The organism is Streptomyces kronopolitis, assembly GCF_014646275.1.
Taxonomy (GTDB): domain Bacteria; phylum Actinomycetota; class Actinomycetes; order Streptomycetales; family Streptomycetaceae; genus Streptomyces; species Streptomyces kronopolitis.
The window spans coordinates 103,920-118,880 of sequence record NZ_BMND01000015.1; the positions used below are offsets into that span (position 1 = coordinate 103,920).

The following is a 14,961-nucleotide window of genomic DNA, read 5'->3' on the forward strand; positions in this document are numbered from 1 at the left end:
GCACCTGTGTGTGCGCCCCCGCCGAGTCGTACCGTGCCGCGCCCACGGCTAGCGTGAGGGCGTGGCACGGATCGTGGTCGTCGAGGACGACGAGGCCATCGGCGGCAGGCTCGCGGCGATGTTGCGCGCGCGAGGGCATGCGTGCGACTGGTGCTCCGACGGGGCGGCGGCGCTGGAGCGTGCCGGGCGGGAGCCCGCCGAGCTGGTGCTGCTGGACCTGGGGCTGCCGGACGTGGACGGCTTCGAGCTGTGCCGGAGGCTGCGTGAACTGCTGCCGCAGGCCGTGCTCGTCGTCCTGACGGCGCGCAGCGGTGAGATGGATGTGATCGAGGCGCTGGAGTCGGGCGCCGACGACTACCTGACCAAGCCGTTCCGGCTGGCCGAGCTGCAGGCGCGGATCGCGGCCCACCTGCGGCGGGCGGCTCCGGGCCGGCAGGGCGGGACCGGCCGGACCGAGCACGGCGCCCTGCTCATCGATCGCACCGCCCGGCGGTGCCTGACCCCGGAGGGCGAGGTGGAGCTGAGGCCCAAGGAGTTCGATCTGCTGGTGCGGCTGGCCGCCTCGGTCGGCAGTGCGGTGAGCCGGGAGGATCTGATGGGCGATGTGTGGGACACGAACTGGTTCGGCTCCACCAAGACGCTCGACGTGCACATCGCGGCACTGCGCCACAAGCTCGGTGACCGGGTGCGGATCACGACCCTGCGGCACTTCGGCTACCGGCTCGAACCTCCCGGGGAGAGCTGACCGTGCGCCGCCGGATCCTGCGGGCGGTCATCGCCGCGGTGGTGTGCGCGGTGGTGCTGTTCTGCGTCCCGCTGGCGGTGGCGACGCTGCGGCTGTACCGGCAGGACGAGGTGCGCGCACTGCAACAGCTCGCCGACCGGGTCGCGGTGACCGTTCCGGCGGATGTGCACCACCCGCGCGATCCCATGGAACTGCCACGCGTCGGGCCGGGCAGGCAGGTGGGGGTGTACGACGACCGGGCGCGGCGGGTGGTCGGGGCGGGACCGGCGGCCGGGGACCGGCCGGTCCGCGACGCGCTGGCGGGACGGGCCTCGTCGTCCCGGGGCGACGGGTGGCTGGTGGCGACGGTGCCGGTGGGCTCCGGCGAGCGGGTCCGCGCGGCGGTGCGGGCCGGCGCACCGGCCGACGGTCCCTGGCGCAGGGCACGTGTGACGTGGGCCGGTATGGGTGCGCTGGCCGTCGTCGCGATCGGTGTGGCGGCTGCGGTGGGCATCCGTTCCAGCCGGCGGCTGGCGTATCCGATGGAGGCGCTGGCCGCCACCGCCGGCCGGCTGGAGGACGGTGAGCTGTCGGCCCGGGCCGGGGTGTCCGGGCTGCCGGAGGCCGATGCCGTCGCGACCGCGCTGAACCGGGCCGCCGCGCGGATCGAGGAGTTGCTGCGCCGGGAGCGGGCGTTCAGCGCGGACGCCTCGCACCAGCTGCGCACCGCACTGACCCGGGTACGGCTGGAGCTGGAGAGCGGGCTGGCCGAGGGCGGTGCGGCGAAGCGGGAGCCGTCCACCGAGCCGGATCCGCGCGGCGCGCTGCGGACCGCCCTGGCCTCGCTGACCGCCATGGAGACGACGATCGAGGACCTGCTCTCGCTCGCCCGCGACGTGCCGGAGCGGGCGCCGCTGAACATCGAGGCACTGCTCGCCGATGCCGAGCGGCGCTGGCACGGCGAACTGGCGGCCGCGGGCCGCCCCCTACGGATCACGGTGGAGTCGCCGCTGCCGGATGCCGTCGGCTCGGCACGCGCCGGCCGCCAGGTGCTGGACGTCCTGCTGGCCAACGCCCTCGTCCACGGGGCGGGCACGGTGACCGTCACCGTCCGGGACGCGGCGGGGGTGCCGGCTGTGGACGTGGTGGACGAGGGGCCGGGCCTTCCCGAGGGCGTGGACGTCTTCGCCCGGCGACACGGCTACGACAGCGACGCTGCCGGCGGCGGGCACGGCATCGGTCTGGCGCTCGCCCGCTCCCTGGTGGAGGCCGAGGGCGGGCGCCTCCGGGTCTCCAGGAGGGCACCGCACCCCTGCTTCACCTGGCTGGTCGCCGGCGGTACGCGGACACCGCAGCCCTGACCCGGGCAGCGGTCACAGCTCCCGCAGCTCCCTCAGCGGTGGCCGCCGGGCATGGCGCACCGCGGCTGTCGCAGCCACGGCAACGGCCGTCGCGACGGCCGCGGCGACGACGCCCAGATAGCCCCACGGCACGGCGAGAGCGGCCGGCGGCGGGTCGAAGACGCCGGACAGGACCTTGACCAGCACCTCGGACAACGACCAGCCGAGCACGACCCCGCCGCTCGTGCCCGCCACCGCCACCACTGCGGCCTCGCTCCACACGAACCCGGACAGCTGCCGCCCCCGCGCTCCCAGTACGGAGGCCAGTGCGAGGGTGCGGCGCCGCTCGGCCAGGCCGAGGGCCAGGACCAGACCGCCCGCCGCCGCGCCGAGGGCCAGGGCGAAGCCCAGTTCCACACGGGTGAGACCGCCGAGGTCCACCGCGGTGAGGCTGGATCCGGTGACGGTGCGGGCCGAGGGGAGGTCGGTCACCTGGACGGTGGGACCGAGCACGGACCGCACGCGGTGCGCCACCTCGCGCTGTGCGTTGCCGCCCGTGTCGGCCAGCAGGGTGCTGACCGCGCCGCTGCCGGTCGCCCGGGCCACGTAGGAGGCGTTGGCCACCAGGAAGCTGTCCTTGGGGGCGGTCGGGAACTCCTTGACGATGCCGGCGAAGCGGAACTCCACGGGCCGCAACCGGTGGGTGCGGCCGTCCTGGAGGCGCAACCGGAGGTGGTCGCCCGGGTGGAGCTGGAAGTCGTGGGCGGTCTCGGCGCTGACGAGGACGGCGTCGGGCTGCCGCTGGAGGCGGTCCATCAGCTGCCGCGCACTCCCGCCGGAGAAGTAGGCGTCCTGCAGCCGGCCCGCTCCGACGGCCGTGGCCGGCCGGACTCCGTAGAGGTCCTGGAGGTCGGGGCCGACGTAGGCGAAGCGGTGCTGCAACGGCTCCACGCTGCGCACACCGGGCACGGCCGCCACCCGGGCCGCGTCGGCCGCCCCCGCGGTGGAGCCGGGGGACGCCGTCACCGTGACATCGGCGCCGTTGGTGAGCACCGCGTCGACCCCGGCCTGCTGGTGGTAGGTGGAGTTGAACACGGCGGTCGAGGCGGCGAAGGCGACGGCCAGCACGAGCAGTACCACCGCCCGCAGCACGGTGCCCCGCTGCCGGGACAGACTGGCCGCGACCGTGCCGGACAGCGCACCGGTCATCGGGCGAAGCAGCCGGGTGAGCACCGGCCGCCCGCGCCGCAGGAGCAGGTCCGTCAGCAGCCAGGCCAGCAGCGCTCCCCCGGCCCACAGCAGGGCCGGTCCGGCGAACGCCCAGTAGTCCACCGACAGGGTGGGGGTGCCTTCGGGCGCGAGGACCAGGGCGTAGTTGGTGCGGCTGGTGATCGCGAACACGATCAGCGACAACGTCAGCAGCACGGCGGCCACCGCCCACCACAGCGTGCGCGGCACCCGGCGTCGCTCCACCGCGGCCCGTCCGGCCACCACGGTGACGGCCTTGATGTCGCGGCGGGCCGGCAGCAGCACCGTGCCGCCGGCGATCAGCACGCCGACGACGAGCGCCGCCAGTGCCCAGCCGGCGGTGAGGCTGCCGGCCGCGCCGAAGGCCGTGCGCCCCAGCAGTGCCGCCACCGCCAGGCCCACCGCCCCGCCGGCGACCGCCACCACCGCGGCCTCCACGGCCGCCAGGCTCAGCAGCCTTTTGGCCGAGGCTCCCCGGGTCCGCAGCAGGGACTGCTCCCTGCGCCGCCGCGCGGCACCGGCCCCGGCGACCGCCGCGGTGAGCGCCCCGGCCAGCACCGCACCGGGCACACCGAGGAACAGGAAGAGCATCTGCGCGTACAGGGCGTCCGAGCGGGCCGCGTCCAGCACCGTGCCGAGGTTGTCCCCGACCACGCCGGTACCGGCCAGCCGCAGGTCGGTGTGGTGCGCACGGCCGGTCGCCGTCGCGTAGGCGAGGGCCGGGTCAGGCGGCAGGGCATGGCTGCGGCGTGCGTGGATCTGCGCGTGCACGAGGTCGGGCCGGGCCTTGCCCAGCGGGTCGAAGGCCGTGTGCCAGCGGTGCTGCGGGAGCAGGACGACGTTGTCCGGGGGCGCGGTCGGCTGGGACTGCGGCGGTGCGCCGACCTTCTGGAACAGCGCATCGGCGTGCGGCAGATCCACCACACCGTCCACCCGCACCCGCACCGGTGGCAGCCCCGCCCGCCCGACGGCCACCGTGTCGCCGGGGGCCGCGTGCAGGTTCGCGGCGGTCTGCTGGGCCAGCAGCACCCCGTCGCCGCGTCCGGCCAGCACCCGGATCTCGCCGGGGAACGCCGTACGGTAGCCGGCCGGCAGGCCGAGCACGCTGCCCGGTCCGGTGGTCTGAGCGGTACCGCCCGCGGTGGCGCTCAGGCCGCTGGTGGATGCGTAGCCGACGGGCAGTGCCACCCGGGTGCCCGGCGTATGGTGAACGGTGTTCAGCACCTGCGGGACATCGGCGGGGTTGGCCGCCTGTACCTGCCAGTCGACCACGGTCGCGCGTACGGACTGTGCGGTCATGGTGGCGTGGGTGGCGCCGAGAAAGCCGCCGAGCGCCGCCAGCAGGGCCACCGCGGTGGCCACTCCGGCAGCCACGGCGAGCAGGCGCCCACCGCGCCGGCGCAACAGACCGTTGAGCCAGATCCTGATCACGTCTTCTCGCCTCCTGAAGCCCGCTGGTCCGTGGGGTGGCCGGTCCTGTCGTCTCCCCCGTCACCGGCCTCCGGGCGGATCAGCCGTCCGTCGGCCATGTACCAGCGGACGTCCAACTCCCCGGCGATCCGCGGATCATGGGTGGTGACCACCACGGCCGCTCCCAGCTCCCGGGCCGCGCCGAGCAGGACCGCCAGCACCTGACGGCCGGTGCTGCGATCCAGCTGACCGGTCGGCTCGTCGGCCAGGACGAGCCGGGGCCCACGAGCCAGCACCCGCGCCACGGCGACGCGTTGGGCCTGCCCCGCCGACAGCTCGTCCGGCAGACGCCGCACGAGATCGGCCAGCCCGAGGCGGGCGAGGGCCACCTGCGCCCGCTCGTCGGCCTCGGTATCCGGCACGCCGTCGATCCGCAGCGGCAGCGCGACGTTCTCCGCCACGGTGAGCGGGGGCAGCAGGCTCGGGCCCTGGAAGACGACGCCGATGTGCCGGGCGAGGGCGCCCGCGTCCGCGCCGTCGAGACCGGGGTGGCTCACCGTGCCCGCGGTGGGCCGGTCCAGGCCCGCCATCAGGTGCAGCAGCGTGGACTTGCCCGACCCGGAGGGCCCCACCACCGCGATCCGAGCCCCGGGCGGGACATCGCAGTCAAGTCCGTGCACGGCGACGACGGCGCCCGGCCCGCTGCCGTAGGTCCGGGCGACGTCATCACAGCGCACCAGGGCCGCATCCATGCGGTGCATGCCGTCGCCGACCGAAGGAATCTGTGGGTGCATCAGACCCACCTGCCGTCTCTCAGCCGCAGCACCCGGTCGGCGGCGCCGGACACCGCGCGGCTGTGGGTGACCACGACCACCGCGCATCCCCCCGCGGCGTGCTCCCGCAGCAGGTCCAGCACCCGGCGTTCGGTACCCGCGTCCACCTCGCCGGTCGGCTCATCGGCGAGCAGCAGTTCGGGAGCGTTCGCCAGGGCGACGGCCAGACCCGCGCGAGCTGCCTCCCCGCCGGACAACTCCCCGGGCAGGGCACCGGCGCGCCGGCCGATACCGACCCGCTCCAGCAGCTGATCCGCTCCCGGACGATGCCGGCCCGGCGCCAGCCGCTGCACCAGCGCGAGGTTGTCCCGGACGCTGAGGTGGTCCAGCAGATTGCCGGACTGGAAGAGCACCCCGATGTGCCGCGCGCGCAGCTCGACCCGTTCGCCCTCGGGGCGGTGGCTGAGCCTTCGGCCGGCCACCCGCACCGTTCCGCCGTCCGGTTCGTCGAGCCCCGCCAGGCAGTTCAGCAGGGTGGTCTTCCCCGAGCCGGACGGTCCGGTCACCGCGACGGTCTCACCGCGCCCGACCTCCAGTCCGACGCCTTGCAACGCGAACGTCTCCTCCTCGCCGGCCCGGAAGAACCGGTACAGAGAGCGGGCGCTGAGGACGGGCGCGGCCATCAGGACCACCGGAAGGAGTCCGTGACGGTCCGCCAGGGGTCGACGTTGTCGGAGCCCACCGGGCCGGAGAGCGTCAGCACCGCTTCGCCCCGGCCGGTCTTGTAGAACACATACCGCTGGCTGTCCAGGGCGAGGCGCTTGCCGGTCACCGGGTTGGGTGCGGAGTCGGCGCGGTATTCGGCCAGCACCGCGGTTCCGCCCTTGCGTGGCACCTCGACCACCTTGATCAGCCGGAAGTGCGAGTTCGCGGCGCGCAGGGCCGCGACGTCATGGGTGCGGACGGAGTTCACCGTCGGCGCGGTCGTGGTCCGGACGCGGGCCACCCGTACGCTGTTGAACTTGTCGGTGAACACCGTCTCGTGCCCGTGGGTGGTACGCGCCCATCCTTCCGGGACCTTCACGGTGAATCCGCCGCCGGGCGGCGACCACGGCACGTACACCTGCGAGTCGGGGATGTCGCCGGGCGGGTTGGAGTCGGCCGGTGGCGGTGGTGTCGGACCGTGCGGAACCGCCGCTGTGATCGGGCGTGGTGGCGGTGCGGCCGCCATGGACGAGCAGGCCGCTGCTCCGGTCACGGTTCCGGTGAGCAGTACGAGACCGGTTGCGGCGGCGGCGAACGGATGACGCATGATGGACACCTCCCGCGGCGCGGGCGGCGGAGGTCCGCCGCCACGGCGTGCGCCTCTACCCCGACGTTAGGCGTCAGCAGGCCAGGGGCCGCTCTGCGTGGGGTTAGCGCACGGTTAACTCCGTACCGTTGCTGTGGGCATGGACAGCACCACCTGCCACCTGCCGCCGGCCGGAAATTCAGTGGCAAGGCCAACCCGCCCGTGGTGAAGATCGCGGCATGCCCCACTTCCTGGAGACCGACCGGCTCGCCCTACGCGCGTTCACGCCGGCCGACATCGACCACCTATTCGCCTTGGACAACAACCCCGAGGTGATGCGCTTCCTCAACGGTGGCCGTCCCAGGAGCCGGGAGACGGTCGAGTCCAGCCTCTCGCGGCTCCGGCACGACTACCCGTGCTGGAAGACCCGCGGTTACTGGGCCGCACAGGAGAAGCCCACCGGCACCTTCCTGGGCTGGTTCGAGTTCCGGCCGCTGGAGGAACACAGCCCCGCCGTGGTCGAACTCGGCTACCGGTTGCACCAGACGGCATGGGGACGCGGCTACGCCACCGAGGGATCCCGGGCCCTGATCCACAAAGGGTTCACGGACCTGGGGGTTGAGCTCGTCACCGCGCGCGCCATGGCCGTCAACGCACGCTCCCGTCGCGTCATGGAGAAGTCGGGCCTGTCCTTCGTCCGGAACTACACCGGGGACCACCCGGAGCGGATCGAGGGCTCCGAGCACGGTGACGTCGCCTACGAACTCACCCGGTCCGAGTGGGAGCAGACGCGGTAGCCGCCAACGGCCATGTCCCGAGGGTTCTGGCTGAATCCGGGCGCTCCGACCAGCTCTTTGGTTACGGATTCCCTAAGCCGTAGTGGTCTTGCGGTGAGCGGACCATGATGACGCCATGACGCTGGCCTCGCGTGCCATCAAGCAGTTCGTGAGCTGGCCGGACCTCACGGAGGCCCGGCCCAGTTGCGGCATCGGCCGGGCCCTGCGCTCGTCCGTCGCCGAGATCGTTCACTTCCACTCCGACCGGAGCGCCGACCTGCACCTCACGGCCGGATCGATCCACCGGATCGTCAACGACCTGGCCGAGTCGTCTGCCATCCGACTCATCCCCGGGTCGCACTGGGTGACCGTACGCCTGGACTCGCACACGGATGTCGACCTGCTCATGACGTTGATGAGCCTCGCCCTCCAAGCACATCAACGGTGGCCGCACTCGGACGAACCGCTCTCCACCCAGTGCAACGAACACCCTCACGTGATCCTTGTGCACGAGAACGAGGGCGGGCGCTGAGCAGAACCTCCGCCGGACCAAGCGAGTACACAGCTCGCATCTGAAGTGACTCCGAGCAGCCGCATAACGCGCCGCTTTCCGGCCGGGAGCTGTGAGAATGCAGAGAGCGACCAATGGCCACTTTGCGCACGCGTTAAAATGTCAATTTACTCGAACTTTCACGCTCACCGCGTTTGGTTCCGTATCACGCCACGGCGTAGCGTGGGCACTGGCCCTACTGAAGAAGGCAGGACCGCAACAAGAGACCGAAGGAGGCGGACAATGAGCTTCCGCATACTTCCCTTCAGGCGTGGACGCGGCTGCTGTGGCTGGGATGACGACGACGGCGGACGTGGCTACGGACGCGGCGGCGGCTACGGCCACGGACGGGGACGTGACTACGATCGCGGACGCGGCTTTGGCCGCGGCGACGGATTCGGCCGCGGAGGCCGCTTCTGACACCACACGCGATACCTTCCATTCGAGGTCGGCCCCCTCACGGGGCCGACCTCACAAGTTGCCGAGGCCGGGGCACCTCACGATCGGCCCGCCGGGCCCCCCTTGCCACCACCACACCTGCCCCGAATTTGCAAAGCTTTACCTGAATTTACCGAGGTTTACAAAAATCAACGCTGCGCGAGGAACCACTGTCCACGCGCAGCGCACTTCCGGGTTTTCCCTGCCGGCACATTGAGTATTCTCCTCAAATACCTGCATGGCAATACACAACGAGCGAAACCTATTGCGCGATGCGTAATATCGCCCGACCACTTGCAGAGGGTGGCAACCGCCCGCCGGACGCCGCTGCGCATTCAGAGCACGGACGCTTCCACATCCGCCCCCTCGCCGACTTCAGTCCGGCGGACGCCCCAATTCGCTGCTCATCTTCTCCCGGCTTGCCGCGAGGAGTTCTTGTGTCCGGCTCATGGCCACCTCGAACGCCTCCCGCCATAGGGTGGAATCCATGCTGTGGCCTGCGGCCACCGTCTCCTTGTCAGTCCACACAACTCACGATGATCGACGGTGGCCGCACCCCTCGGTGTCTGCTGTCAGTCCCGGACGAGACAGAACGGGTGACCCGCCGGATCCGCGAAGACGCGCCAGCTCCGCTTTCCGTCCCCCTCGTCGAGCAGCGAGGCGCCCAGACCGAGGATGTCTTTCTGAGCTCGGTCCAGGTCCGTGACACCCAGGTCGAGGTGGAACTGCTGGGGCCGAGCGGGATCCGGCCACCGTGGTGGCTGGTGGTCTTCCACCCGCTGGAAGGCCAGCACGAGCCCGTCGGTGTGCAGCGTCGCCCAACCGTCGTCGAGCGACCACCGCGGATCCGGCTGATTCACTACACCGCCGAGAAGCGACTGGTAGAACCGGGACAGCTCAACGACATCGGCACAGTCCAACACCACACACTGCAGCTTAGCGATCATGAAGGGCAGCGTCTCACGACGCCCGATCACGATCTACAGCTGGAGTACTAGTGTCCTGAGTCGTTAGTTTGCTTGCGGTTACAGGGTGGGGTGATGCCTGGCCCGAAGCCGTTGCCGCTGAGGTTGTCCGATCACGAAGGCCGGGTGCTGCAGGGCTGGTTGCGCAAGCCGTCGGCGCCTCAAGCACTGGTGCTGCGGTCGAAGATCGTGCCGGGTGCGCGGAGGGCCTGCCGAACGCGCGGGTCGCGGACGATCTGGGCGTCTCGCGGGAGACGGTACGCAAGTGGCGGTCCCGGTTCGCCGCGAACCGGCTGGAGAGCCTGGCGGACCGACCGCGTTCGGGGCCACCGCGAAGGATCACCGACGAGCAGGTCGAAGCCCTGGTGGCCAGGACGCTCGGCCAGGCGCCACCGATGGGTGATTCGCACTGGTCGACACATTCGATGGCCGAGGCGGAGGGCATGTCACAGTCGGCCGTCTCGCGGATCTGGCGGGCGTTCGGCCTCAAGCCGCACAACGTGGAGACCTGGAAGCTGTCGACCGACCCGCAGTTCGTGACCAAGGTCCGCGACGTGGTGGGCATCTACCTCGCCCCGCCGGAGAACGCTCTGGTCCTGGCGGCAATTGGCCGACGTCACTGCCTCGAGGAGGTCAGTAGGGTGGGTTCATGCCGAAGCGCGAACCGTTCATCATCGACGGAGTCACTTACGAGCGCGATTCAGCTCCGGGAGAGGGCGGATCAGCCGTGGTGTGGAAGGTCCGCCGTAAGCCCGACGGTCAGGTACTCGCAGTCAAACGGATTAAGAAGGACCGCAACGCGGACTCCGCTCGCAACAAGCGTTTCAAGCAGGAGATCGAGTACGGGCAGACATCGAGCCACCCGAACGTCGTGAGTATCCACGCGCGCTCAGAGGACGCGAACTTCTTCTACTACGTCATGGACTTCTACCCTATGACGCTGCGAAACGTGATCAACGACGAAACCGAGGCTGACGTGCTTCTCGACTACGCGCGCCAGCTCTGCGATGCGCTCGCGTACGTGCACGGCGACGGCATAGTGCATCGCGACATCAAACCTGAGAATGTCCTCGTCGACCCTGATGCGCGCCGGCTCGTCCTGGCCGACTTCGGCATCGCGCATTTCAAGGACTCCTCGCTCACGAATCGCGGGGACCTCTTAGTGAACCGGAACTACCTCGCTCCCGAGCAGATGGTGAGGAACAACGCCCTTGGTATCGGCAAGCCGGCGGACATCTTTGCGCTCGGCCTCGTCATAACCGAGATGTTCACGAAGCAGAACGCCCGAGGGCGACGACACGCGCTTGTGCGCGACCGCTACCCCTTCCTGGCCGACCTCGACCTGATCATTGAACAGATGCTGCTCCAAGACGAGGCGCAGCGGCTCCGCATCGACACCGTACGCGGCATGCTTCGGGTGACCCTTCAGCGGCTCGACTCGGCAATCGAGGAGATCTCCGATGATCTGCGCCCCAACGAAGCGTCCGCCGACAGCTCGTCCGGCGAGGTCGAGCGGATCCTCGGCCGTGCCGCCAGAGACGTGCTGTCGGCGAAGCATGTCTTCGAGCGGGTCGCCGACGGAGAGCTCGACCGATTCAACCTCAACTATCACTGCGAGGTTGCGTACCGGGTGAGCACGGAGCTGTTCAATACATGTGCTCAAGCCTCTGTATATGCCTCGTGCAAGGCGAAGTTCGACTATGAGGGCGCCGGGCGGTGGGACGAGAACGACGACGCTCTCGTGTTATCGGCAGCCAAGCCGGGACTCCAACGCGAGCTGGAGACGATTCTGGCTGATTTCCCCCTCCCTCGGTCTTCGCGCTGGGACGGTCTGCCACGGCGGTCGGCTCACTTGTTCCGGTTCTGCAAGGACTACCACTGCGAAGAGCTGCTGACGAGCATCCGCGAATCTGTCTACGGTGAAGGCAATGGCTCGTTGCGGGCGAATCTGATCAGCGCCCCGATCCTCTGGATTACCCGCTGGATGCGTACGAATCTGGACACCGACTACCTGGAGTTGGACAAAACAGTTCGCGAGGACATCGGTTTCGAGCGCCACCTCTCGGTGCTCTGGGACGAGACGCTTCCGTTGGATTCGGCCCGAGAAGCGGTGGGAGTGGATCTGTTGACCGAGCCGCTCAACGCCGACGACGTCGCCGGCACACTGCAGGCGCTTGAAGCGAAGTGGGATGTCTCCGTGGGAGAGCTCGTAGACGGTGGGTACTCGGTCATGTTCCGGTCACGCAACACGTACCGCTGCTTCTACGACGAGGCGCTCGACCTCGCAGAACCGGGCTCAGTATTCGAAGCCGACGTCCTCAATCTGCTCCGCCCTGAGGCGGAGTTCGACGACCTCGTCGCACTCACATGGGATCGGGACTTCGACGTGGCCATCACGCTCGGGAAGGTCCTCGGCATTCTCACGCGCTAGTGTCCTGAGTCCAAAGTTCAAGGGCGGTCATAGGGGTATCCGATCAACCACGTTCCTGAGCGTATGCGTTACTCGACGTCCTGCCGAAGCCCCACAGTTCATGGCCTCGGGCAGCGCGGGCCCCTGCCGAGTTGGCAGGGGCCCGCAGCGCGGACGGCCGGGACCTGTCCTTCACCAGCACCGTCCCGGCCATCACCGCTTACCGTCTGCTGCTGGTCTGACGGCCCGGGCTCACTTCAGGTGCCGATCGAAGAACCGGTTTCCGTCCTCCACCTCGAACCACGGGGTGCCGGCGTGCCCGCCCGTATTGGCGTGCAGCGTCTTCTGCTTGCTGCCGAAGGCGTCGAACAGGTCCAGGGCCCGTTGCCGGGGGTTCCCTTCGTCGTCCCACTGCAGCAGGAGCAGCAGCGGGATGGTGACCTGCCGGGCCTCCTCGCGCTGGGCGCGGGGCACGTAACCTCCGGCGAAGAAGCCGGCGGCCGCGATGCGCGGCTCGACCGCGGCCAGCCGGATGCCGACGGCGGTCCACCCCGAGTACCCGACCGGGCCGCCGATCTCGGGCAGCGAGAGGAGGGCGTCCAGGGTGGTCCGCCACTCCGGGACCGTCTTTTCCACCAGCGGGCCGATGAAGGACTCGAAGAGCTCGTCGACCGGCTCGCCGGCCCGCATCGCCCGGCGGAGGTCGGCGCGGGTCTGTTCGTCGGCGGCGGAACGGGGCCGGTCGCCGTGCCCGGGGGCGTCGATGGCGGCCACCGCGTAGCCGTTCGCAGCGGAGTGCCGGGCCCGGGCCACCAGCCGGGGTTCCCGCCGGTGCAAGCCGCCGTTGTGGCCGATCAGGATCAACGGAGTCGGGGCGGCGGATTCAGGCGTCGTCCACAGGGTGCCGGGGATCTCGCCGAGGGTGAATTCGCGTGCGAGGACGCCGTCGTCGAGGCGCTGCTCGGAAGTGAAGTGCATGGTCGTACCTTTCGGGAGTGCTCATGAACGGCGCTCCCGGACGACCTATCGCCCGACCGTGACCCCGGAGGGGAGCACCCATGTCGATACTGCGTTCACGGGTACCACCTCCTCGTTCTCTCGCACGGCCGCCGGAAACGTAGCAGTGGTCGCTGACGGTCCGCCAACGAGTTTTCCGCTCGGGCTAGCTCTTTGGCAGTGGCGAGCCGGCGTGGTGGATCGTTGTGGTGAGGCGTCGCAGTGCCGCGTGACCGGGTGGGCCCCAGGTGGGCTTGCCGCCCGGGCGGCCGAGGCAGCCTGCTTCTCCGATGGAGAGGCAGGCGAAGGCTCTGAGCACTGCCCAGCCGCGGGCACGGCGTCGGGTCGCCGTGTCCGGGGTCGGTTGATAGACGTCGTAGAAACGGTCGACGGCGCCGTCCGGCAGCAGGATCCATGCGGCGGCCAGGTCGCCAGCCGGGTCGCCGGCGCAGAGGGCGCCGAAGTCGATGACGCCGCAGAAGGTGCCGTTCGCGGTGAGGACGTTGGCCGGATGCAGATCGCCGTGCAGCCACAGTGCCGGCCCCGTCCATTCGGGCGCGGTGACGGCGTCTTCCCAGACCGCGCGGACGGCGTCCGGGTCGGGGATCAGACCCGACTCGGTGAGCGAGGCCAGCCACCGGGCGAACCCCTCTGCATGGTCGGCCAGCGGCCCTCCGCGCTCGTGACCGTCCGGCGCCTCGTCGGGGGCCGGCCGGTGAAGGGCGGTCAGAAACGCGGCCAGGGTGTCGGCCGCCTCCGTGGCGTGCGTGGCGGGGGCTCGGTCGGCAGGCGTTCCCGGCACCCAGCTGGTGACGATCCACGGCCGCGGAAAGCGCTCGGAGGGCTCGCCGAGCCGCTGCGGCACGGGGACCGGCAGGGGGAGCTGCGGGGCGAGACCGGGGACCCAGGCGTGCTCTTTGCGTAACAGCGCATCCGCGGACTGGGTCGCCCAGGGCAGCCGGACGGCGAGGTCGTCGCCGAGGCGCCACAGCTGGTTGTCCCAGCCGCGCGCGCCGAGTCGCACGGGGCGATCGGCCAGGTCGGGGTGCTGGTCGTGCAGCAGATCCCGGACCAGGTCCGCGGTGATCTCGATCTCGGTGTGGGTCATGCCGAGCCACATTAGCCGACGGGGCCCGCGCAGCTCCTGACGTCCGGCGTCAGCGGGCGGGTAGCGGCCGGGGCCCCCAACTTCACCTCGTGCCGGCGCGGTTGAGGGCCCTCATGCCGTGGTCAGAGAACGTCGTAGGTCAGGTGCGTCGCGGTGGAAGTCGAGTGGACACTCCGCTGCACCAGCGTGCGTGGCGTCGCGCCGGTGAAGAGCGGGGTGCCCGAGCCCAGGACGACGGGTGCCAGGTGCAGGCTCAGCATGTCGACCAGACCGGCATCGAGCGCCGAGCGGATCAAGGCGCCGCCGCCCATGAGGACCACGTCGAGGTCCTTGCCGCTGTGCGACGAGGCCGCCTCGGCGCGCTCGCGCGCGGTGGTGACGGCGTCGGGCAGACCGGTGGTGACGAACGTCCAGTCCAGGGCGCCGAGCCGCACCGACTCCGGCGGCGAGCTGGTCACGACGACGAAGGCGGGCTTGCCGACCTCGGCGGCGCCGTAGCCGATCTCGTCGCTCCAGCCGCCGGGCCCGTCGACCAGGTCGAAGAGATGGCGGCCGAGGAGGACGGCGCCGGAGCGGGCAGTGCTGTCGCGCACGAGCCGGCGGTCGTCGGGATCGTCGGAAAACGCCCAGGTGTGCAGCGCCTCGCCGCCGGTGCCCAGACCGTTGCCGGGGCCGGGGTTCGGCCCGGTGACGAAGCCGTCGAGGGAGACAGAGATATCAGCGATGATTCGAGTCATGCCGAGGTAGACCCGATCCGCTGTCTGAATTCATCGCTCATGCACGAAGTATGTAACCCAGGTCACTCACGATGCGATGGCACACGCTCGGGGTTCACTCCGTCGGCCAGTCGTGGGGCGGCCGCTGGAATGGCGCTGCAGACGGGACCGGCCCGGGGCCCGGGGGCTCGTGCTCGTGCGGCCGGTCCAGGTGAA

General features: G+C 70.6%; 13 protein-coding genes and 1 pseudogene. 6 read left to right on the forward strand and 8 right to left on the reverse strand.

The genetic code is table 11. The annotated features are described in order from the left end of the window. Positions 1–61 precede the first annotated feature (61 nt). A complete protein-coding gene (locus tag IEY78_RS17905) occupies positions 62–745 on the forward strand; it encodes a response regulator transcription factor (protein WP_189099429.1) in 684 nt (227 codons plus the stop codon). Between the two features lie 2 nt (positions 746–747). Next, positions 748–2,085, forward strand: coding sequence for a HAMP domain-containing sensor histidine kinase (locus IEY78_RS17910; RefSeq protein ID WP_189099431.1), 1,338 nt, complete (start codon positions 748–750; stop codon positions 2,083–2,085). A gap of 12 nt (positions 2,086–2,097) precedes the next feature. Here IEY78_RS17910 and IEY78_RS17915 read toward each other — a convergent pair whose 3' ends face one another. Genes IEY78_RS17915 through IEY78_RS17930 form a run of 4 tightly spaced genes read right to left on the reverse strand, consistent with a single transcriptional unit; the run spans position 2,098 to position 6,807 of the window. Next, positions 2,098–4,743, reverse strand: coding sequence for an FtsX-like permease family protein (locus IEY78_RS17915; RefSeq protein WP_189099433.1), 2,646 nt, complete (start codon positions 4,741–4,743; stop codon positions 2,098–2,100). Next, positions 4,740–5,516, reverse strand: coding sequence for an ABC transporter ATP-binding protein (locus tag IEY78_RS17920; RefSeq protein WP_229700025.1), 777 nt, complete (start codon positions 5,514–5,516; stop codon positions 4,740–4,742). Before IEY78_RS17920 ends, IEY78_RS17915 begins: the two co-directional genes overlap by 4 nt. Next, positions 5,516–6,178, reverse strand: coding sequence for an ABC transporter ATP-binding protein (locus tag IEY78_RS17925; protein ID WP_189099435.1), 663 nt, complete (start codon positions 6,176–6,178; stop codon positions 5,516–5,518). Before IEY78_RS17925 ends, IEY78_RS17920 begins: the two co-directional genes overlap by 1 nt. After that, positions 6,178–6,807, reverse strand: a complete 630-nt coding sequence (locus tag IEY78_RS17930; protein ID WP_189099437.1) for a hypothetical protein — start codon at positions 6,805–6,807, stop codon at positions 6,178–6,180. The genes IEY78_RS17925 and IEY78_RS17930 overlap by 1 nt, the downstream gene beginning before the upstream one ends. Before the next feature lie 218 nt (positions 6,808–7,025). Between IEY78_RS17930 and IEY78_RS17935 the strand changes: the two genes are divergently transcribed. Both IEY78_RS17935 and IEY78_RS17940 read left to right on the forward strand, forming a co-directional pair. Beyond that, a complete protein-coding gene (locus IEY78_RS17935; protein WP_189099439.1) occupies positions 7,026–7,583 on the forward strand; it encodes a GNAT family N-acetyltransferase in 558 nt (185 codons plus the stop codon). A 115-nt stretch (positions 7,584–7,698) separates the two neighbouring features. Then, positions 7,699–8,094, forward strand: coding sequence for a luciferase domain-containing protein (locus IEY78_RS17940; protein WP_189099441.1), 396 nt, complete (start codon positions 7,699–7,701; stop codon positions 8,092–8,094). 1,028 nt (positions 8,095–9,122) lie between these two features. Here IEY78_RS17940 and IEY78_RS17945 read toward each other — a convergent pair. Next, entirely contained in the window at positions 9,123–9,497 is a 375-nt protein-coding gene (locus IEY78_RS17945; RefSeq protein WP_189099443.1) for a VOC family protein, read from the reverse strand. 68 nt (positions 9,498–9,565) lie between these two features. Here IEY78_RS17945 and IEY78_RS17950 point away from each other — a divergent pair. Next, positions 9,566–10,054: pseudogene (locus tag IEY78_RS17950) on the forward strand (helix-turn-helix domain-containing protein); the annotation flags it as partial. Positions 10,055–10,164: 110 nt separating this feature from the next. Further along, a complete protein-coding gene (locus IEY78_RS17955) occupies positions 10,165–11,946 on the forward strand; it encodes a serine/threonine-protein kinase (RefSeq protein WP_229700026.1) in 1,782 nt (593 codons plus the stop codon). Positions 11,947–12,177: 231 nt separating this feature from the next. On the opposite strand, the gene IEY78_RS17960 is transcribed toward IEY78_RS17955, so the two are convergent. From IEY78_RS17960 to IEY78_RS17970, 3 genes are all read right to left on the reverse strand, one after another. Further along, positions 12,178–12,903: a dienelactone hydrolase family protein gene (locus IEY78_RS17960; RefSeq protein WP_189099447.1), complete on the reverse strand. Its 726-nt coding sequence runs from the start codon at positions 12,901–12,903 to the stop codon at positions 12,178–12,180. Positions 12,904–13,087: 184 nt separating this feature from the next. Further along, positions 13,088–14,029 carry an aminoglycoside phosphotransferase family protein gene (locus IEY78_RS17965; RefSeq protein ID WP_189099449.1) on the reverse strand — a complete coding sequence of 314 codons (942 nt, stop codon included), beginning with the start codon at positions 14,027–14,029 and terminating at the stop codon, positions 13,088–13,090. A 122-nt stretch (positions 14,030–14,151) separates the two neighbouring features. After that, positions 14,152–14,766, reverse strand: coding sequence for a dihydrofolate reductase family protein (locus IEY78_RS17970; RefSeq protein WP_189099451.1), 615 nt, complete (start codon positions 14,764–14,766; stop codon positions 14,152–14,154). Between the last annotated feature and the right edge of the window lie 195 nt (positions 14,767–14,961).